Raw genomic sequence first — 18,746 nt, 5'->3', positions numbered from 1 at the left:
GTAGACACCAACAAGAACGACAAGCAGGAGTCCGGCCATGAATGCGCCCGTGTCACCCCCTACCGCTGCCCGCCATTGCAAGATCGCCATCCTCGGCAGCGGCTTTTCCGGCCTCGGTATGGCCATCCGCCTCAGGCAACAGGGCGAGCAGGACTTCCTGCTGTTCGAAAAGGAGGCCGGCGTCGGCGGCACCTGGCGCGTGAACAATTACCCAGGCTGCGGCTGCGACGTGCAATCGCACCTTTACTCCTTCTCCTTCGAACCGAATCCGAACTGGACGCGCATGTTCGCCAAACAGCCGGAAATCAGGGCCTACCTGGAAGGCTGCTGGGAGAAATATCGCCTGCAGGACAAGACCCGGCTCGGCACCGAGGTGGTGGAGATCCGCTGGGACGAACAGGCCGAGCTGTGGCACCTGCTGGATCGCGCTGGCAACCGCTACAGCGCGCAGTTCGTGGTGTCGGGGATGGGCGCCTTGTCCACGCCATCGATTCCCGCGCTCAAGGGCCTGGAGAACTTCAGCGGCGAGGTGTTCCACTCGCAGCAGTGGAACCACGACTACGACCTTTCCGGCAAACGCGTGGCGGTGATCGGCACCGGTGCCTCGGCCATTCAGTTCGTGCCGCAGATCCAGAAGCAGGTCGAGCACCTCGACCTCTACCAGCGCACCGCTCCGTGGATCATGCCCAAGCCGGATCGCGCCATCCGCGACAACGAGCGCAGCCGCTTCAAGCGCTTCCCGCTGGCGCAGAAACTCTGGCGCGGCGCCCTCTACAGTATCCTCGAAAGCCGGGTGATCGCCTTCGCCTTCGCCCCGCGCCTGCTGCGCATGGCCCAGGGAATCGCCAAGCTGTACATCAAGAAGCAGATCAAGGACCCGGTGCTGCGCGCCAAGGTCACCCCGGACTACACCATGGGCTGCAAGCGGGTACTGATCTCCAATGACTACTACCCGGCGCTGAGCCAGGCCAATGTCGACGTGATCACCGATGGCATCGCCGAAATCCTGCCACATGGAGTGCGCACCAGCGACGGCCAGGAACGCGCCGTCGACGCGATCATCTTCGGCACAGGCTTCACCCCCAGCGATCCACTGCCACGCGGCACGGTGTTCGGCCGTGGCGGCGTCGACCTGCTCGACACCTGGCCGGAAGGCCCGGAAGCCTACAAGGGCACCATGACCGCCGGCTTCCCCAACCTGTTCTTCCTGATGGGACCGAACACCGGCCTGGGCCACAACTCCATGGTCTACATGATCGAGTCGCAGATCACCTACGTGCTCGGTGCGCTGCGCCAGATCGACGACGGGCGCCTGCAGAGCCTGGAGCCCAAGCGCGAAGCGCAGGATGCCTTCAACAGGAAGATCCAGGGCACCCTCGGCGCCACCGTGTGGAACGCCGGCGGCTGCATGAGCTGGTACCTGCATCCGGTCAGCGGACGCAACTGCACGGTATGGCCCGGTTTCACCTGGCGCTATCGCATGCTGACCCGCCACTTCGACCCGCCTGCCTACCACTTCAGCCGCAAGCAGGCCGCCCACCCGGCGCAAAGCAACGCCATCGCCCTCGATGCCCAGGAGGCCAGCGCATGAAATCCTTCGAAAACAAGGTAGCCGCCATCACCGGCGCCGGCTCCGGCATCGGCCGCGCCCTCGCCTGGCACCTGGCTCGCCAGGGCTGCCACCTGGCGCTCTCCGACGTCAACGTCGAGGGCCTCAGGGAAACCGCCGAGCAGGCGCGCAAGCTGGGCGTCACCGTCAGCGAACAGCGCGTCGACGTTGCCGACCGCGCCGCCGTCGAAGCCTGGGCGGAACAGATCGTCGTCGAGTTCGACCGGGTCAACGTCATCTTCAACAATGCCGGCGTCGCCCAGGGCGGCACGGTGGAAGGCAACGACCACGCCGACTATGAGTGGATCATGAACATCAACTTCTGGGGCGTGGTCAACGGCACCAAGGCCTTCCTGCCCTATCTCAAGAATGCCGGCCAGGGCCATGTGATCAACGTTTCCAGCGTCTTCGGGCTGTTCTCGCAGCCCGGCATGAGCGCCTACAACGCCAGCAAGTTCGCCGTGCGCGGCTTCACCGAGTCGCTGCGCCAGGAGCTGGACATGGCCAACTGCGGGGTTTCCGCCAGCTGCGTCCACCCCGGCGGCATCCGCACCAACATCGCCAAGACCGCACGCATGAACGACAGCCTGGCCAAGGTCACCGGCCAGGCCGCCGAGCAGGCACGCCAGCAGTTCAACGACCAGTTGCTGCGCACGACGCCAGAGCAGGCGGCCAAGGTCATCGTCAACGGCGTGCTGGCCAACAAGCGGCGCATCCTCATCGGTGCCGACGCCCATGTGCTGGACTGGATGCAGCGCAGCATGCCGGCGCTGTATCAGCGCCTGGTCACCCTGTCGATGCGCCTGGCCGCACGCTTCGCCCCGAGGCCGCGCAATGCCGGCAAGGCCAGCGAAGCGACCGAATAGCAGGCTGCATGCGAACACAGGGCCGGCGCACTGCCGGCCCTGTGCGTTTGTCGGGTAGTGCCCGGGGCGTCCGCAGCTGCGCTAAGGTATGGCAATAGACGCACCCTCATCCACGCGGCGCCGCCACCGGCCCCGGCTGGAACCTCGGTGCGGCGTCGACACCGAGGGCGGCACCTTGATCCAGAAGGTGGCCTCATGAGCGTACTCACCTGCACCCACCGCGACCACACCATCCGCGCCAGTGTCATGGAGCACCCCGGCCTGCCCACGCCCTGGGCCGGCGGTTGCCAGATCACCGATCCTGCCGGCCACACCAGCAAGCGCCAGACGCTGCCGGTGGACTACGCCTTCATGGATGACCTGGACAAGGCCCAGCACGCCTCCATCGCGCACGGCAGATGGCTGGTGGACCAGAAACTGGACCACGGTCGCAACTGGCACTGAACGCGCCCTGCGTACACGAGCGGGGCGCCAGCCAGCCGCGCAGCGTCTCCTGGCGCTCCCGCTGCGGGCCTGAGCTAGTTGCGGTCGCGCAGCGGATCGAGCAACGGCTTGAGGCCGTTGTGATCGATCTCCTGCATCAGTGCCAGCAGCTGGCCCAGCTCGCCCTTGGGAAACCCCTCGCGGGCGAACCAGTTGAGGTAGTGCCCGGGCAGGTCGGCGATCAACCGGTCCTTGTACTTGCCGTACGGCATGCGGCGGGTCACCAGGAGTTTCAGCGCTTCGGGGTTCATCGTTCGCTCGGGTCGTCGAAAAAATCCGCCCATTGTGCCAGGCCTCAGCGACTCAATGCCTCACGCACGAAGTCCAGGCGGTCCTGGCCGAAGTACATGTCGTCTCCGACGAAGCAGGTCGGCGCACCGAACACGCCACGCCTGACCGCTTCCTCGGTGGTCGCCTTCAGCGCGTCCTTCACTGCGGGCTCGCCGATCTGCTGCTGCAACGCCGCAGCGTCGAGGCCGGCCGCCGCCAGCACTTCCGCGACCCTGGCCGGGTCGCCCATGTTCACGCCATCCACCCAGGTCGCCTGGAACAGCGCCTGCAGCGCGTCGTCGAGGCGCTCGGGGTGGTGCAGCTGCACCGCCACCAGCAGGCGCATGAGGGTCAGGGTGTTGATCGGAAAATGCGGATTGAAACGCATCGGCACGCCGTAGCGCTCGGCGTAGCGCGCCAGGTCGCGAATCATGTAGCGCCCCTTGGCCGGAATCATCGCCGGCGAGGCGTTGCCGGTCGCCTGGAAGACGCCGCCCAGCAGCATCGGCCGATAGACCAGCGCAGCGCCACAGTCGCGGCACAGCGCCGGTAGCTGGGTATGGGCCAGGTAGGAGGCCGGGCTGCCCAGGTCGAAGAAGAACTCCACCGTCTTGCTCATCAGCTTCACTCGCTCGTTGTTGTGGTTATCGGCTTGCACAGGTTACCAGCGCTCCATCCACGGCCGCAGGTCCAGCTCGAACGTCCAGGCATCGCGAGGCTGGGCGTGCAGGAACCAGTAGCTGTCGGCGATGTGCTCGGGGTCGAGGATGCCATCCTGATCCTTCCTGGCATACAGCTCGGGGAAGCTGTCACGGATGAAGGCCGTGTCGATCGCCCCGTCCACCACCACATGGGCCACGTGGACGTTCAACGGCCCCAGCTCGCGCGCCATGCTCTGCGCCAGGGCGCGAATGCCGTGCTTGGCCCCGGCGAAGGCGGCGAAACCGGCGGCGCCACGCAGGCCTGCGGTCGCCCCGGTGAAGAGAATGGTGCCGCGACCACGCCCGACCATGCGCCTGGCCACCGCCTGGCTGGTGAGGAAGCCAGCGAAGCAGGCCATTTCCCAGATCTTGAAATACTTGCGCGCGGTTTCATCGAGGATGCTGCAGGGCACGTTGGCGCCGATGTTGAAGACCATCACCTCGATGGGGCCGATATCCCGCTCGATGTGCTCGACCAGTTCGGCCACCTGTTCTTCACGCCGCGCATCGGAAGCAAAGCCATGGGCTTCGCCGCCCTCGTCACGGATCTGCTCCAGCAACGGCTGCAACTTGTCCAGGCTACGCCGGGTGACGCAGGCCACATAGCCTTCGCGGGCGAAACGCCGGGCAATGGCGCCGCCAGTGGCATCACCGGCGCCGATGATCAAAGCGACTTTCTTGTTCTCGTTCATGGCCTTCTCCTTTTAACTAACGATCGTTAGCTGAACGAACGTTATGCTATGCTCCCGGACAGGTCAAGCCACCCTCATCCACGGAGCCTCTCATGCGTTATTCCGCCGAACACAAGGCCGAAACCCGCGAACGCCTGCTCGCCAGCAGCGGCGCCATCGCCAAGCAGCAGGGCTTTGCCGTTACCGGCGTGGATGCGCTGATGAAAACCATAGGCCTGACCGGCGCGGCGTTCTACAGCCACTTCCCGAGCAAGGACGAGCTGTTCGCCGAGCTGATCGAGCGCGAGCTGCGTACCAGCCTGCAACGCCTGGGTGGCGAACCGGGCGCTGCCGGGCGTGACAAGCTGCAGCGCTGCCTGGCGGCCTACCTCAGCCTGGCGCATGTCGAGCAGCCCGACAAAGGCTGTGTGTTGCCGAGCCTGGGCGCCGAGATCGCGCGTGCCGACGAGCGCGTCCGGCAGCGCACCGAGCAGCAGATTCTGCAACTGCAGGAAACCTGGGCCGAGATCATCGGCGACCGGCAACTGGCCTGGACGATCCTCGCGCAATGCCTGGGCAGCCTGCTGCTGGCACGCATGCTGGCCAGCCAGGACACGCGCCAGCAGGTGCTGGATGCCAGCCTGGACATGCTCGAACACACATTGAAGCCTGTCGGCTGAGCACGTATGCCGTTAACCTAGACGGAACATCTCTGCCAGGACCGCACCATGTCCCACACCCCTTCCCCGCTGGTTGGCGAAAGCCCCCTGCATGCGATCGAGGTCCGCATCCTCGGTTGCCTGATCGAGAAGCAGCTGACCACCCCGGAAAGCTATCCGCTGACGCTCAATGCCGTGCAACTGGCCTGCAACCAGAAGACCAGCCGTGAACCGCTGATGAACCTCGAATCCGGCGAAGTCGGGCGCTACCTGCGCAGCCTGGAAGGCCGGCAACTGGTGCACCTGCAGATGGGCAGCCGGGCGGACCGCTGGGAACAGCGCTGCGACAAGCAACTGGAACTGGTCAAGCCGCAGACGGTGCTGCTCGGCCTGCTCATGCTGCGCGGACCGCAGACCCTCAACGAACTGCTGACCCGCAGCAACCGCATGTACGACTTCGATGACGTGGCCGAAATCCAGCACCAGCTGGAACGCCTGATCGGTCGCGGCCTGGCCCTGCTGCTGCCGCGCCAGGCGGGCCAGCGCGAGGACCGCTACATGCATCTGCTGGGTGAACCGGCGGACCTCGAAAGCCTGCTGGCCAGCCGCCCGAGTGGCCGCAGCGAGGCCGCGGCACCTAACGAAGATCGCCTGGTCGAACTGGAAGCGCGCATCGCTGCGCTGGAAGAACGTCTGGCGCGCCTAGAAGGCGCGCAATGACCGCTACCCCCATGGAAAAGGAGCCCAACGCGTTGAACCTCAAGACTCGTTTCAGCCTGATCATCGCCACTGCCCTGCTCGCAGCCGGCTGCAGCAGCACCGCGGAAAAATCCCAACCTGCAATCACCCCTGCCGACCCCAGCCAGGGCTGCACCTCCTCGGCGGTGGAGCACCTGAAGGGCGAGACCGCGACCCCCGAGCTGCTGGAGCAGGCACGCCAGCAGGCGGGCGCCAGTACCGCGCGCATACTGACACCGGGCAGCGTGGTGACCCTAGAATACAATAGACAGCGTCTCAACCTCAACGTCGATGACCAACGCGTGATCACCCGCGTTTCCTGCGGCTGATTGCAGCGCTGCGGATCGCTCCGCAGCGCTTGCGCCGACACTGCCCACCACCCTTGCACAGGCCAACGCCATGACCTCCCAAGTGGAACCCTGCGCCGAGCTGATGCTGGACAACCAGCTGTGCTTCGCCCTCTATTCCACCTCGCTGATGATGACCAAGACCTACAAGCCATTGCTGCAGGCACTCGGTCTTACCTACCCGCAGTATCTGGCAATGCTGGTGCTGTGGGAGAACGAGGGCATTACCGTCAGCGAGATCAGCGCGCGCATGCTGACCGATCCCGGCTCGCTGACGCCGCTGCTCAAGCGCCTGGAGAGCGAAGGCCTGCTGCAGCGCCAGCGCAGCAGCCAGGATGAGCGTGTCGTGCAGCTGTACCTGACCGACAAGGGCCGTGCCCTGCACGAGCAGGCCAAGGCCTTGCCGGCGTGCATCCTCAAGGCCTCCGGCCTCAACATCGACCAGCTGGGCGACCTGCGCGATGACCTGGTGGCCTTGCGCAAGCACCTGCAGGACGCCCTCTGAAGCAACGCCTGCTTCTGCCCGGCCTGCGCATGAAACAAGACCCCGCGACCGTCACCGGTCGCGGGGTCTTGTTTTGTCGAGCGGGTGGCGGCCACGGCCCGCACTGCCGCGACCAGGACGGCAGGGCTTACGCCTGATCGCGCACCTGCTCCCAGGTCAGATCCAGGCACTTGCGCGCCTTATCCACCAGCTCGTCCACTTCCGCCTGGCTGATCACCAGTGGCGGCGCGATGATCATGGTGTCGCCCACGGCGCGCATGATCAGGCCGTTGCTGAAGCAGTGGCCGCGGCAGACCATGCCCGCCCCCACATCAGCGGAGAAACGCTTGCGCGTCGCCTTGTCCTGCACCAGTTCGATGGCGCCGAGCATGCCGATACCGCGCACTTCGCCCACCAGCGGGTGATCCGCCAGCTCGCGCAGACGCTTCTGCAAATACGGTGCCGTTTCCGCCTTCACCCGCTCGACGATGCCCTCTTCCTTGAGGATGCGCAGGTTCTCCAGGCCCACCGCCGCCGCCACCGGATGCCCGGAATAGGTGAAGCCGTGGTTGAAATCGCCATGCGCCTCGATCACCTCGAACACCTTGTCGCTGACGATCAGGCCACCCATCGGCACGTAGCCGCTGGTCAGCCCCTTGGCGATGGTCATCAGGTCGGGCTGCAGACCGTAGTACTGGCTGCCGAACCACTCGCCGGTACGGCCGAAGCCGCAGATCACTTCATCGGCGACGAAGAGGATGTCGTACTTCGCCAGGATCGCCTTGATCCGTGGCCAGTAGCTGTCCGGCGGCACGATCACCCCACCGGCACCCTGGATCGGCTCGGCGATGAAGGCCGCCACGTTCTCCTCGCCCAGTTCTAGAATCTTCTTCTCCAGCTGGTCGGCGGCCCAGATGCCGAACGCTTCCGGCGACTGCTCGCCACCCTCACCGAACCAGTACGGCTGCGGGATGTGGGCGATGCCGGGAATCGGCAGGTCGCCCTGCTCGTGCATGAACTTCATGCCACCAAGGCTGGCACCGGCCACGGTGGAGCCGTGGTAGCCGTTCTCGCGGCCGATGATGACCTTCTTGTTCGGCTGCCCCTTGCACGCCCAGTAGTGGCGCACCAGGCGCAGCATGGTGTCGTTGCCCTCGGAGCCGGAACCGGTGAAGAACACGTGGTTCATGCCGGCCGGTGCGAGTTGGGCGATGGCCTGGGCCAGCTCCAGCACCGGCGGGTGGGCGGTCTGGAAGAAGGTGTTGTAGAACGGCAGCTGGCGCATCTGCGCGCTGGCGGCCTCAACCAGTTCCTCGCGACCATAGCCGACGGCCACGCACCACAGGCCGGCCATGCCATCGAGGATCTTGTGCCCCTCGCTGTCCCACAGGTGCACGCCACGGGCCTCGGTGATGATGCGCGGGCCGTTCTCGGCCAGCTGCTTGTAGTCACTGAACGGCGCCAGATGGTGGGCCTGGCTCAGAGCCTGCCAGTGTGCGGTTTTCGAGTTGTTCATGTCGCCTCCTTCGATCCGGGACATCACAGGTACCAGCGGTATTCACGCGGGCTGATGTCGTGCATGAAGGCCAGGTGATCCTGGCGTTTGTTCTCGCAATAGACCATGACGAACTCGCTGCCGAGACCAGCCGCGACACGCTCGCTGGCTTGCATGCGGCGCACGGCGTCGAGCATGTCCTTGGGGAAATCGACGCCGCTGCTGCGGTCATCGTTGAGCGGTGCGATGGGCTCGACCCTGGCGTCGAGCCCCTGCTCGATACTGGTCAGCAGCGCCGCCAGGACCAGGTAGGGGTTGGCGTCGGCACCGGGAAGACGGAATTCCAGGCGCAGGTTGCGGGTGTCCGATTCGGGGATTCGCACGCAGGCGTCGCGGTCCTCGAAACCCCAGCTGGCCTGGCTCGCCGAGTTCACCTGAGCACCGAAACGGCGGTAGCTGTTGTGGTTCGGCGCGTAGATCGGCATCAGTTCCGGCAGCAGGCTCAGGCAGCCGGCCACGGCATGGCGCAGCGGACGCTGGTCGTCGCGCGCCAGCAGGTTGTCACCCGCTTCGTCGTACAGGCTGACATGCACATGCATGCCACTGCCGGGGTACTGCAGGTAGGGCTTGGCCATGAAGCTGGCGCGGTGGCCGTGCTGCAGGGCCACGCCCCGCGTGACCCGGCAGAACAGCGCGGACCAGTCGGCGGCCTGCATCGGGTCGGCGTTGTGGCTGAAGTTGATCTCGAACTGCCCCGGACCGATCTCGGCGGTGATCACCGTGGTGTCGATGCCCTGCAGGCGCGCGGTCTCGCTGATGTCGTCGAGCACCTCGGCGAAGCGCGACAGGCGCTCGATGTGCATGTTCGGCTGGTCGTCGGCATCGCCACTGAGGTCATCACGCGGGTATTGCGGCAGGCCTGCCTTGAGCGCCTTGTCGAACAGGTAGAACTCCAGCTCGAACGCCACCACCGGACGGATGCCACGCGCCGCCAGGCGCTGCACCACCCGCGCCAGCACCTCGCGCGGCTCGAACTCGATGGGAGCGTCGGTGCCGTCGGAGCTGATCAGCATCTGCCCCAGCGGCTGGCGCTCCCAGGTCACCGGCTTGAGCGTGCCGGGAATCAGGCGGCGCGGCGCATCCGGGTCACCATCATGGAAGCAGTAGTCGCCGATCTCGTGGAGCCCGCCCTGGGCGCCGAGCAGCACGCAGTTCTGCGGCAGCTTCAGGGCACTGCCGGCTGCGACCTTCTCCAGCATCTCGATGGGATAGCGCTTGCCGTAGAAGTGCCCGGGAATATCCAGGCAGATCAGGTCGACGAAGCGCACCTCGGGGTGGGCCTGGCGAAATTGGCGGACTTCGTCGAGCAGCTCGACTCGGGTGGCGTTCATGATGGTCATTTCCGGTCAACGGGAAGGTTCAGGTGTAGATCCACAGCACGCGCGCAGGCGTATCGCCCTGATTGGCGTAACGCAAACGCGCGTAGCTCGGGACCTGGAAGGCATCGCCCGGGTACAGGGTGGCGCTCTCTTCGTCCTCGCCCAGCCACAGCGTCAGCTGGCCCTCGAGCACGTAGCCGGCCTGCTCCGAGCGGTCGCTCATCTGCCGCTCGCCACTGCTGGCGCCGGGCTCGAGCAGGCTGTCGACGACCATGAAGGCGCCCTGCAGGGTCGGTGATGCCATGATGTCGGTGATGCCGCCGGCCAGGTACAGGGTGCGACGCTCGTCCGGCCGGGTGACCCAGTCCAGCGCCTTGGGCTTGGGCAGGCTGTAGAAATAGGTCGTCGGCACATCGAGGGCTTCGCTGATCGCGGTCAGGTCCGCGACCGTCGGGCGCGACAGGCCGCGCTCGACCTGGGAAAGAAAGCCCACGGAACGCCCGATACGCTCGGCCAGCTCATTGAGGGTGACCTTCTTGTGCTTGCGCAGGTCGTGGATGAGAACCGCCAGCGCGGCCATCTCCAGGTTCTTGTCCATGTCAGGGCTGTCCATTTCAGAAGCTGTCTCTCAGTCGATACCAGGCCTTGCCGATGGCCTCGAGCGGCGCAGCCAGGCGTTCGCCAAAGGGGAAGTCGGGATTGCGCAGTTGCCGGTACAGCGCCAGCTCATCCTCGTTGCCGAGGATGGCGTCGCTCACCGCACGTGCCGCTGCCAGGGTCGGCAGCACGCCATGCCCGGAGAAGCCCTGTAGCCAGTAACGCCCGCTCTCCCCGCCGATGTCCGGCGTGCGCGCGCGGGTCACGTCGATATGGCCGCCCCAGGCGAAGTCGATGGCCACGCCAGACAGCTGCGGGAAGACACGCTCGAGAATGGGCCGGGTCGCCGCCGCCATGTCCTGCGGCAAGCCGCCCAGGTAGGTGCAGCCGCCGCCGAACAGCAGCCGGTGATCCGGCGTGCGGCGGAAGTAGTCGAGGACGAACTGATTGTCGGTGACGCAGGCATTGCGCGGCAGCAGCGCCTCGGCACGCTCCGCCCCCAGCGGCTCGGTAGCGATCTGGTAGGTGCCCACGGGCAGTATGCGTCGCGCCAGGCGCGGCTCCAGATGGTCGATGTAGGTGTTGCAGGCCAGCACCAGGTTGCCGGCCTGCACGCTACCTTGCTCGGTACGCACGCGGTAGCCTGCAGCATGCGCTTCCTGGCTCAGCGCACGGCTCTGCTCGAAGATGCGACCGCCGGCCGCGACGAATGCCTCGGCCAGGCCAAGCGCCAGCTTGAGCGGATTGACGTGCCCGGCCTGCGGGTCGTAGAGCCCGGCCCGGTAACGCTCGCTGGCCACCCACTCCGGCATCTGCTCGCGCGAGACGAACTGCAGGGTGCGGTGCCCCCACTTGCTCGCAGCCTCTTCCTGCCATTCGTGCAGCTGCGCCACGCGCCGGGGCAGCACGGCCGTCCACAGATGGCCACGGCGGTAGTCGCAGTCGAACGCATGGCGCTGCGGCAGCTCGCGCAGCTCGTTCGCCGCCCAGGCCATGCCGTCCCACAGACGCTGGGCGCCCTCGATGCCAAGGGCCTTTTCCAGTGGCGGCATGTCGCACGACCAGCCCAGGATCGCCTGGCCGCCATTGCGCCCCGAAGCCGCCCAGGCCACGCGACTGGCTTCCAGCACGATGACCTGCAGGCCCGCCTCGGCCAGGCGCAGCGCCGTGTGCAGGCCACTGAAGCCCGCACCAACCACCAGCACATCGCACTGCACCTCACCTTGCAGGCGCGGATGATGGCTCAGCCGGTCCTTGCAGCTATGGGCGTAGTAACTGTCGACGTGCTCATGGGCGTGGCGAAACATAGACGACTCATGAAATTTAAAATAATTAATTTCATGAAAATCTATAGAGATAAATTCACAAAGGCAAGTCAGGCGACTTGTTGTTGCAGCTCCATCGCGCATTCGAGATGGGTGAAAAGCCCCTCCTCTATGGCCTGCGCCAGCACCCGGCGCAGGCACTCGCTACCGAGAAAGGCGTCTCGTGCTGCGGCCGAGCGCCACTGCCCTTCGACTTCCCAGGTCAGCGGGTCGCCACGCAGCGGCAGGACCCGCAGCCCCTGGCAGCCGGGAATGTCCCGGCCGATCTGATCGAGCCGGGCCAGGCACTGCCTCAACCGGACGGCGCGGTCGTGGCGAGCGCGAATGGTCATACGGTGAACGATGCTCATGGCAACCTCCTGGAATGGATCAATGCAGATCGGCAGCCTGTCGCTGCAGAACATGGGGTGCGGCTTGCGGATCGGCGAAAACCGCTTCGCCACCCGCTCGAGAATCGAGCCAGGCAGTGGCGAGCAACAAGAGTGTCAGTGGTGCGATCAGCCATTTGCTGGACATGTGGCGGGCTCCTTCGGACACGTGGGGCACCGCTTAGCGGGTGGCGTAGCTACTTCAAGCGTTCGCGCGACGCAGGGACACGGCGCGATGACTGCAGAGATTAACCGCCAGGTCACGGCAGCGTTAGCCGGATACTGGCCGATCATTGCCTAAAACTGCACGATCCACCGCAACTCCACATCGCAGACCAGGACTGGTGGCATTCCTGAAACACTCTATTTCAGGGGACGTTTGCCCATTACTGGCAAATATTTGCCTAATCCTGCAGGCGCCCATGACTTGCCTGAAAAACCTGGCTAGTCTTCGCAGACCTTCTGGAGGAGCGCCATGCAGTCACTCACCCATACCGCCACCAATCTCGACACTCCTCTTGCCGACCTCAGCCATGAAATGGCGCGCCTCGTCGAACGCTTCGTCCCGGAGGATGGCCTGCACCTCACCGCCATTCCCGGCCTCAAGCTGGCGCGGGCCACCACCCCGAGCCTGCCGATGCAGACGGTCTACGACCCCTGCCTGTGCATCATCGCGCAGGGGCGCAAGGAGATACGCCTGGGCGACGAGCTCTATGTCTACGATCCGCTGAACTACCTGGTGGCCTCGGTGGTACTGCCGGTCACCGGCCGGGTGATCGAGGCCAGCCCGGAAGCCCCCTACCTGAGCCTGGCACTGGAGATCGACCCGGCGCTGATCAGCAGCCTGCTGACCGAGATGCCACCCATCCCGGCACCCGACGCGGCCTCGCAACGGGCGCTGTTCCTCGATCGCCTCGACCCGCGCCTGCTGGATGCGGTGATTCGCCTGCTGCGCCTGCTGGAGACCCCACGCGACATCGCCATGCTGGCCCCGCTGGCCCTGCGTGAAATCTTCTACCGCATGCTGCTCAGCCCGCAGGGGCATCGCCTGCATGAGGTGGTGGTGGCCGACAGCCAGAGCCAGCGCATTTCGCGCGCCATCGAGTGGCTGCGCAAGAACTTCGATCAGCCGCTGCGCATCGAAGAGCTGGCGCGCGAGGTCAACCTCAGCCCCTCGACCCTGCACCATCGCTTCAAGGCCGTCACGGCCTTCAGCCCGCTGCAGTACCAGAAGCAGCTGCGTCTGCAGGAGGCGCGCCGGCTGATGCTCTGCGACAACCTGGAAGCGGCGGCGGCCAGCTATCGCGTGGGCTACGAGAGCCCCTCGCAGTTCAGCCGCGAGTACAGCCGCCTGTTCGGCGACCCGCCACAGCGCGACATCGCACGCCTGCGCCAGGCGGCGCAGAACCAGGTCGCGTCCTGATCAGAGGCCCATCTGCTTGGCGATGATCTCGTTCATGATCTCTCGCGTGCCACCGCCGATGGAAAGGATGCGATTGTCGCGATACAGCCGTTCGACCAGCGATTCACGCATGTAGCCCATGCCGCCGAGGATCTGTACCGCATCGTAGGTCAGGCGATCGGCAATATCGGTGGCGAAGTTCTTGGCCATGGAGATTTCCTTGACCACGCTCCTGCCCGCCGCCATCTGCGCCGCCTGGCGGTAGGTGAACTCGCGGGAGACCTCCAGCTGGGTGGCCATTTCGGCCAGGCGATGCTTGAGCACCTGGAACTTGCCCACCGGCTTGCCGAACGCCTGGCGCTCGCGGGCCCACTTCATCGACTCGTCCAGGGCCAGTTGCGCCGTCATGTTGGCCATGATCGCCAGGCTCAGGCGCTCGCTCTGGAAGTTGGCCATGATGCAGGCGAAACCGGCGTTCTCGACGCCAATCAGGTTGTCCACCGGTACCTTGCAGTCATCGAAGAACAGCTCGGCGGTATCCGACGCCCACCAGCCCATCTTCTTCAGCTTGCGCCCCACGCTGAACCCCGGCGTACCCTTTTCCACCAGCAGCAGGCTGACACCGCCGAAACCTTCGCCACCGGTGCGCACCGCCACCGTGTAGTAGTCGGCACGCACGCCACTGGTGATGAAGGTCTTGCTGCCGTTGATGCGGTAGTGGTCGCCCTCGCGCACGGCACGGGTCTTCAGGTTGGCCACATCGGAACCACCGGACGGTTCGGTGACCGCGAGCGCCATGATCTTCTCGCCGGCCAGAACCTGGGGCACCACGCGCTCGCGAACGGCCGGCCTGGCCCATTTGAGTACCGGCGGCAAGCCGATATCCAGGGAGCCGAGCCCCGCCACCAGGCCACCCGAGCCACAGCGCATCAGTTCTTCGCTGGCGACGACTTTGGCGAACACGTCACCTTCGTGGCTGCCGCCGTACTGCTCCGGATAGCCGATGCCGAGAATGCCTGCCGCCCCTGCCTTGAGGTACAGCTCGCGGGGAAACTCCTCGGCCTCTTCCCAGTCGTCGATGTGCGGAAGGATCTCGCGCTCGACGAAACGCCGAACGGAGTCGCGAACCAGTTGGTGGGATTCATCGAAATACGACTGAGGGGCGGCCATGCGGGTACTCCCGTTATTGTTTTGGCCACCCTAACCTAGCGCTTGCTTGGTTTTCAAGCGAGCGTTTCATTTCTGCTCGCGCAGCGCGCGCCTGATCCGTACCTGCATGGCATAGGCTGGCGCCTCGACAGCCTCGAAATCACGGGTGTAGCGCTGGGCGAATCCGCGGCTGCCCCACTCGCGATACTGTCGTACGTGCCAGAGTTCGTGCGCCCAGAGGGCAGCATCCTGGCCAGCGGCATCAGCGCTGCGAAACACCACCACATCGATCAGGGTCACGGCCTGCACGTCCGGGTTGCGCAGCATGACGCTGGCAGCGTCCATCGCGTCGGTGCTGCCCACGCGAAAGCGCACCTCGTCGAGCAAGGCGTCATCGTAGAACGGCGCAAGCTGCGCGCGAATCATCAGGGGTATCGGCTCGGTGCCTGCACTCAGGGCCGCCTGGCGTGACTGCTGCAGCCAGGCTTCTAGGTGTGCGGCGGCCAGGTTCAGGCCATCTTCACGCACGCGGGCCGGATCGGGCACACACAGACAGCTCTGCCCCAGGCAAACCGGGATCTGGCCGAGCGCGCACTGCGCGCTTGCCGCAACCGGTATCCCGAGCAGGAGCGCCAGCGCGACACGGCGCACGAAGTCGCGGCCCATGGGCAGCGCGCAGCGTGGGTGCGAAGGGTCAGAGCGTGATCGGACGTCGGCCGGCCAGGGCGTGCGCCAGCGTGCCGCCGTCGACCAGCTCCAGCTCGCCCCCCAGTGGCATGCCATGGGCGATGCGCGAAGCGACCAGGCCCTTGCCGGTAAGGATCTGCGCGATGTAGTGCGCCGTGGCCTCGCCTTCCACCGTCGGATTGGTAGCGAGGATGACCTCGCTGAAGGCACCGGCGTCGATGCGCTCCAGCAGCTCGGGAATACCGATGGCTTCCGGCCCCAGGCCATCGAGCGGCGACAGGTGCCCCTTGAGCACGAAGTAGCGCCCGCGATAGCCGGTGTGCTCGACGGCGTAGACATCCATCGGGCCTTCCACCACGCACAGCAGGCTGTCGTCGCGACGCTCGTCGGCGCACAGGTGGCAGATGTCATCCTCGCTCAGGCTGCGGCAACGCTTGCAGTGCCCCACCCCTTCCATCGCCGCATTGAGTGCCTGCGCCAGGCGCTGGCCGCCACTGCGATCGCGCTCGAGCAACTGCAGGGCCATGCGTTGCGCAGTCTTCTGCCCCACACCAGGCAGGATGCGCAGGGAGTCGATCAGCTGGCGAATCAGAGGACTGAAGCTCATGGTGTTCCTACAGGTTGATAGCCCGGATGCGCTCCGGGGAAACGGGCCAGGCAACAGGCCCGGATGGCCTCAGGCCAGGCACTGAGGCCAGCCACCACCCTGCGCGCACGAGCGCCATGTCAGGCGTGGCGATCAGACGACGCGTGGGGCAAGGCGCAGGTGGACGAGGAAGCGCCGCATGCTGGAGCGCATGCGAGTTCCGCGTCCGCCTGCAACGCCGCCCTGTGCGTCGGCTGGACGGCACGAGGCCGGTCAGAAAGGCATCTTGAAGCCTGGCGGGAGCTGCATGCCGGCCGTCATGCCGGACATCTTCTCCTGGCTGTTCTGCTCGACCTTGCGCACCGCATCGTTGACGGCCGCGGCGATGAGGTCCTCAAGCACTTCCTTGTCTTCCTGCATCAGGCTGTCATCCAGGGTGATGCGCTTGACGTCATGGCGGCCGGTCATCACCACGCTGACCAGGCCGGCACCGGACTGGCCGGTGACTTCGGCATTGGCCAGCTCTTCCTGCATCTTCTGCATCTTTTCCTGCATCTGCTGGGCCTGCTTCATCAGGCCTGCCATGCCACCTTTCATCATGTCGCTATCCTCGGGTGTTCGTGTTAACGGGAGGTGTCGAGTGGTTCGATACTGTCGTCGCGCACCTTGGCGGCGAACTGCTGGATCATCTGCTGCACCAGCGGGTCGGCCTGGATCGAGGCCTCGGCACTGCGCTGGCGCTCGGCACGGCGACGGGCCGCCGCCTGGGCCGGTGTCTCTTGCTCGGGCTTGCACAGCTCGATACGCAACTTGATGCTGCGTCCCTGCTGCTGATTCAAGGCATCGTTGAGACGCCGCTGCTGGGTCGGATTGAACAACGCACTGTGCGCCGGGTCCAGGTGCAGCAGCCAGTCATCGCCATTGGCCTCGATCAGCGTACAGTTGGCCGCGATGCTGCCGGTCATGCCGCCCAGACCCAGTTGCGGGAACAGGGACAGCCACTCGGCGGCCAGCCCCGTGGCGGGTTTGGCGGCGGGCAGAGGCTCTTCGACCTGCGGCGCCGCGGCTTCGCTCTGACCGAAATCGTAGTCAAGCGTTTCGGCGTCCATCTCGACATAGTCGTAGTCACCGGGCGGCGGCTCATCGTCGCCAGCATCAGCGTCGGCCTCTGCCTGCACGATCGCATTGGCGACCGGGGCCACGACCTCGGCCTCCAGCGGCGCCACGACAGGCGCCGACGGCACTGCCACGACTTCGGGCTGGGCAACGGCAACAGCTTCTGGCGCCTTGGCGGTGTCCCAAGGCAGATCGACGACGGGCTCGGGCGCGACGGGTGCTTCTGGCTCTGGCTCTGGCGGCAGGCTGGCGGCGGCTTCGGGCGTGTCAACGACCGGTACCGGCACGTCCGCAACCGGCGCAGGTTCACTCACGGCCGGCACAACGCTCGTGTCCGGTGCCACGGCAGCAGGCTCGGCGGCCACCGGCATGACAGGCGCAGGCGCTACCGGGGCAGCGGCAGGCGCCGGGGCAGAAACGACAGGAGCCGGCATAGCGGTGCCGGCCACTGGGTTCGTCCGGGAATCAGCAGTGGCCTGGCTGATCCCCAACGGCTTTAGCGTGACCCTGGGAGCATCGTCGGCTCCCGCAGGGCGGAAGGCCAGCATGCGCAGCAGGACCATCTCGAAACCACCGCGCGGCTCAGGCGCCAGGGGCAGATCGCGACGGCCGATCAAACCCATCTGGTAGTAGAACTGCACATCCTCGGCAGGCAAGGCCTGGGCCAGCTGCAGCACGCGCTCGCGGTCACCCTGACCGTTGTCAACCGCGTCCGGCAGCGCCTGGGCGATGGCCACACGGTGCAGCACATTGAGCATCTCCGCCAGCACGCCATTCCAGTCCGGGCCCTGCTCCGCCAGATGGCGCACGGCTTCGATCAGTGCGCGCGCATCGCCTTCGATCAGCGCGTGCAGCACGCCATAGACCTGGCCGTGATCCAGCGTGCCGAGCATGGCACGCACATCGGCGGCCAGCACCTTGCCTTCACCGAAGGCGATGGCCTGGTCGGTCAGGCTCATGGCATCGCGCATCGAACCATCGGCGGCGCGCCCCAGCAGCCACAGGGCGTCGTCTTCGAACGGCACGTTCTCGGCGCTGAGGACATGGCTCAGGTGCTCGACCACCCGCTCCGGCGGCATGTTCTTCAGGGAGAACTGCAGGCAGCGCGACAGCACGGTGACCGGCAGCTTCTGCGGGTCGGTGGTGGCGAGCAGGAACTTGACGTGAGGTGGCGGCTCTTCCAGGGTCTTCAACAAGGCGTTGAACGAGCTGGTGGAGAGCATGTGCACTTCGTCGATCAGGTAGACCTTGAAGCGCCCACGGGTCGGCGAATACTGCACGTTGTCGAGCAGCTCGCGGGTGTCCTCGACCTTGGTACGACTGGCGGCGTCCACTTCGATCAGGTCGACGAAGCGCCCCTCGTCGATCTCCCGGCACACCGAGCAGGTCCCGCAGGGCGTGGAGCTGATGCCGGTCTCGCAGTTCAGGCACTTGGCGATGATCCGCGCAATGGTGGTCTTGCCCACCCCACGGGTACCGGTGAACAGGTAGGCGTGGTGCAGGCGCTGGCTGTCCAGGGCATTGATCAGGGCTTTGAGCACATGGGTCTGGCCGACCATTTCGCGGAACGAGCGCGGACGCCATTTACGTGCAAGAACCTGATAACTCATGGAAAACCGTCATGTGAGGAAAGCAAAAGTGGGCTAATCCTAGCGGAGCGACCGGCAAATTGCATCCGCCAACCGAGCCACTGAAAAGGCCCCTTGTCGAGTTGCGAAACAGTGCTGTTCATTTATTGCGCAATACAGTATGATTCGCGCCGTTCGTACCAAGCTGCAAGTCATCCAGGCCCTCGCGCCTCCCCGCTGGTTTCC

At 65.7% G+C, this 18,746-nt stretch carries 22 protein-coding genes; 8 read left to right on the top strand and 14 right to left on the bottom strand.

All coding sequences use genetic code 11. The features are described from left to right. Positions 1 to 37: 37 nt before the first annotated feature. From FIV02_RS10310 to FIV02_RS10300, 3 genes are all read left to right on the top strand, one after another. Positions 38 to 1,591, top strand: a complete 1,554-nt coding sequence (locus FIV02_RS10310) for an NAD(P)/FAD-dependent oxidoreductase (protein WP_152488557.1) — start codon at positions 38 to 40, stop codon at positions 1,589 to 1,591. Beyond that, complete coding sequence (locus tag FIV02_RS10305) at positions 1,588 to 2,475, top strand: SDR family oxidoreductase (protein WP_152488556.1); 888 nt, start codon at positions 1,588 to 1,590, stop codon at positions 2,473 to 2,475. The genes FIV02_RS10310 and FIV02_RS10305 overlap by 4 nt, the downstream gene beginning before the upstream one ends. A 195-nt stretch (positions 2,476 to 2,670) precedes the next feature. Beyond that, positions 2,671 to 2,919 (top strand): hypothetical protein, encoded by a 249-nt coding sequence (locus tag FIV02_RS10300; protein ID WP_134675989.1) that lies wholly within the window; start codon positions 2,671 to 2,673, stop codon positions 2,917 to 2,919. Between the two features lie 74 nt (positions 2,920 to 2,993). On the opposite strand, the gene FIV02_RS10295 is transcribed toward FIV02_RS10300, so the two are convergent. The 3 genes from FIV02_RS10295 to FIV02_RS10285 are packed head-to-tail and all read right to left on the bottom strand — an operon-like array spanning position 2,994 to position 4,621. After that, positions 2,994 to 3,209, bottom strand: a complete 216-nt coding sequence (locus FIV02_RS10295; protein ID WP_152488555.1) for a DUF3820 family protein — start codon at positions 3,207 to 3,209, stop codon at positions 2,994 to 2,996. A 44-nt stretch (positions 3,210 to 3,253) separates the two neighbouring features. Beyond that, the gene (locus FIV02_RS10290; protein WP_152490106.1) at positions 3,254 to 3,847 is read right to left on the bottom strand and encodes a 2-hydroxychromene-2-carboxylate isomerase; all 594 of its coding nucleotides are present in this window, start codon (positions 3,845 to 3,847) and stop codon (positions 3,254 to 3,256) included. A gap of 42 nt (positions 3,848 to 3,889) precedes the next feature. Further along, positions 3,890 to 4,621, bottom strand: coding sequence for an SDR family oxidoreductase (locus FIV02_RS10285; RefSeq protein WP_152488554.1), 732 nt, complete (start codon positions 4,619 to 4,621; stop codon positions 3,890 to 3,892). A 92-nt stretch (positions 4,622 to 4,713) separates the two neighbouring features. On the opposite strand from FIV02_RS10285, the gene FIV02_RS10280 reads away from it, so the two are divergent. From FIV02_RS10280 to FIV02_RS10265, 4 genes are all read left to right on the top strand, one after another. Next, positions 4,714 to 5,280 (top strand): TetR/AcrR family transcriptional regulator, encoded by a 567-nt coding sequence (locus FIV02_RS10280; protein WP_152488553.1) that lies wholly within the window; start codon positions 4,714 to 4,716, stop codon positions 5,278 to 5,280. A gap of 48 nt (positions 5,281 to 5,328) precedes the next feature. Beyond that, positions 5,329 to 5,979 carry a YceH family protein gene (locus tag FIV02_RS10275; RefSeq protein ID WP_152488552.1) on the top strand — a complete coding sequence of 217 codons (651 nt, stop codon included), beginning with the start codon at positions 5,329 to 5,331 and terminating at the stop codon, positions 5,977 to 5,979. Between the two features lie 32 nt (positions 5,980 to 6,011). Then, on the top strand, positions 6,012 to 6,326 hold the full coding sequence (locus FIV02_RS10270) for an I78 family peptidase inhibitor (RefSeq protein ID WP_037057071.1): 315 nt from the start codon (positions 6,012 to 6,014) through the stop codon (positions 6,324 to 6,326). A 70-nt stretch (positions 6,327 to 6,396) separates the two neighbouring features. Then, on the top strand, positions 6,397 to 6,849 hold the full coding sequence (locus FIV02_RS10265; protein ID WP_037057064.1) for a MarR family winged helix-turn-helix transcriptional regulator: 453 nt from the start codon (positions 6,397 to 6,399) through the stop codon (positions 6,847 to 6,849). A 127-nt stretch (positions 6,850 to 6,976) separates the two neighbouring features. Here the strand turns inward: FIV02_RS10265 and FIV02_RS10260 are convergent, their stop codons facing one another. The 6 genes from FIV02_RS10260 to FIV02_RS24805 form a co-directional block, all read right to left on the bottom strand. Further along, positions 6,977 to 8,344 (bottom strand): aspartate aminotransferase family protein, encoded by a 1,368-nt coding sequence (locus FIV02_RS10260; protein WP_152488551.1) that lies wholly within the window; start codon positions 8,342 to 8,344, stop codon positions 6,977 to 6,979. Between the two features lie 23 nt (positions 8,345 to 8,367). Further along, positions 8,368 to 9,714, bottom strand: a complete 1,347-nt coding sequence (locus tag FIV02_RS10255) for a glutamine synthetase family protein (protein ID WP_152488550.1) — start codon at positions 9,712 to 9,714, stop codon at positions 8,368 to 8,370. 28 nt (positions 9,715 to 9,742) lie between these two features. Next, complete coding sequence (locus FIV02_RS10250; protein ID WP_047591545.1) at positions 9,743 to 10,300, bottom strand: helix-turn-helix domain-containing protein; 558 nt, start codon at positions 10,298 to 10,300, stop codon at positions 9,743 to 9,745. A gap of 16 nt (positions 10,301 to 10,316) precedes the next feature. Further along, positions 10,317 to 11,606 (bottom strand): FAD-binding oxidoreductase, encoded by a 1,290-nt coding sequence (locus tag FIV02_RS10245; protein ID WP_152488549.1) that lies wholly within the window; start codon positions 11,604 to 11,606, stop codon positions 10,317 to 10,319. Positions 11,607 to 11,674: 68 nt separating this feature from the next. Further along, positions 11,675 to 11,974, bottom strand: coding sequence for an antibiotic biosynthesis monooxygenase (locus FIV02_RS10240; protein WP_037054253.1), 300 nt, complete (start codon positions 11,972 to 11,974; stop codon positions 11,675 to 11,677). A gap of 19 nt (positions 11,975 to 11,993) precedes the next feature. After that, the gene (locus FIV02_RS24805) at positions 11,994 to 12,140 is read right to left on the bottom strand and encodes a hypothetical protein (RefSeq protein ID WP_167494402.1); all 147 of its coding nucleotides are present in this window, start codon (positions 12,138 to 12,140) and stop codon (positions 11,994 to 11,996) included. 327 nt (positions 12,141 to 12,467) lie between these two features. Between FIV02_RS24805 and FIV02_RS10235 the strand changes: the two genes are divergently transcribed. Next, positions 12,468 to 13,415 (top strand): AraC family transcriptional regulator, encoded by a 948-nt coding sequence (locus tag FIV02_RS10235; protein ID WP_037054258.1) that lies wholly within the window; start codon positions 12,468 to 12,470, stop codon positions 13,413 to 13,415. On the opposite strand, the gene FIV02_RS10230 is transcribed toward FIV02_RS10235, so the two are convergent. From FIV02_RS10230 to dnaX, 5 genes are all read right to left on the bottom strand, one after another. After that, positions 13,416 to 14,564, bottom strand: coding sequence for an acyl-CoA dehydrogenase family protein (locus tag FIV02_RS10230; RefSeq protein WP_152488548.1), 1,149 nt, complete (start codon positions 14,562 to 14,564; stop codon positions 13,416 to 13,418). A 66-nt stretch (positions 14,565 to 14,630) separates the two neighbouring features. Continuing rightward, positions 14,631 to 15,209 carry a DUF4157 domain-containing protein gene (locus tag FIV02_RS10225; protein ID WP_152488547.1) on the bottom strand — a complete coding sequence of 193 codons (579 nt, stop codon included), beginning with the start codon at positions 15,207 to 15,209 and terminating at the stop codon, positions 14,631 to 14,633. A 28-nt stretch (positions 15,210 to 15,237) separates the two neighbouring features. Further along, positions 15,238 to 15,837, bottom strand: a complete 600-nt coding sequence (gene recR / locus FIV02_RS10220; protein ID WP_037054265.1) for a recombination mediator RecR — start codon at positions 15,835 to 15,837, stop codon at positions 15,238 to 15,240. Positions 15,838 to 16,089: 252 nt separating this feature from the next. Further along, on the bottom strand, positions 16,090 to 16,416 hold the full coding sequence (locus FIV02_RS10215; RefSeq protein WP_003460931.1) for a YbaB/EbfC family nucleoid-associated protein: 327 nt from the start codon (positions 16,414 to 16,416) through the stop codon (positions 16,090 to 16,092). A gap of 23 nt (positions 16,417 to 16,439) precedes the next feature. Beyond that, positions 16,440 to 18,542 carry a DNA polymerase III subunit gamma/tau gene (gene dnaX / locus FIV02_RS10210; protein ID WP_152494742.1) on the bottom strand — a complete coding sequence of 701 codons (2,103 nt, stop codon included), beginning with the start codon at positions 18,540 to 18,542 and terminating at the stop codon, positions 16,440 to 16,442. Positions 18,543 to 18,746 lie beyond the last annotated feature (204 nt).

It is taken from the genome of Pseudomonas sp. THAF187a (assembly GCF_009363395.1).
Lineage (GTDB): Bacteria > Pseudomonadota > Gammaproteobacteria > Pseudomonadales > Pseudomonadaceae > Aquipseudomonas > Aquipseudomonas khazarica.
Note: the sequence above shows the minus strand (reverse complement) of the source record. Positions and strands in the feature narration are given on the sequence as shown.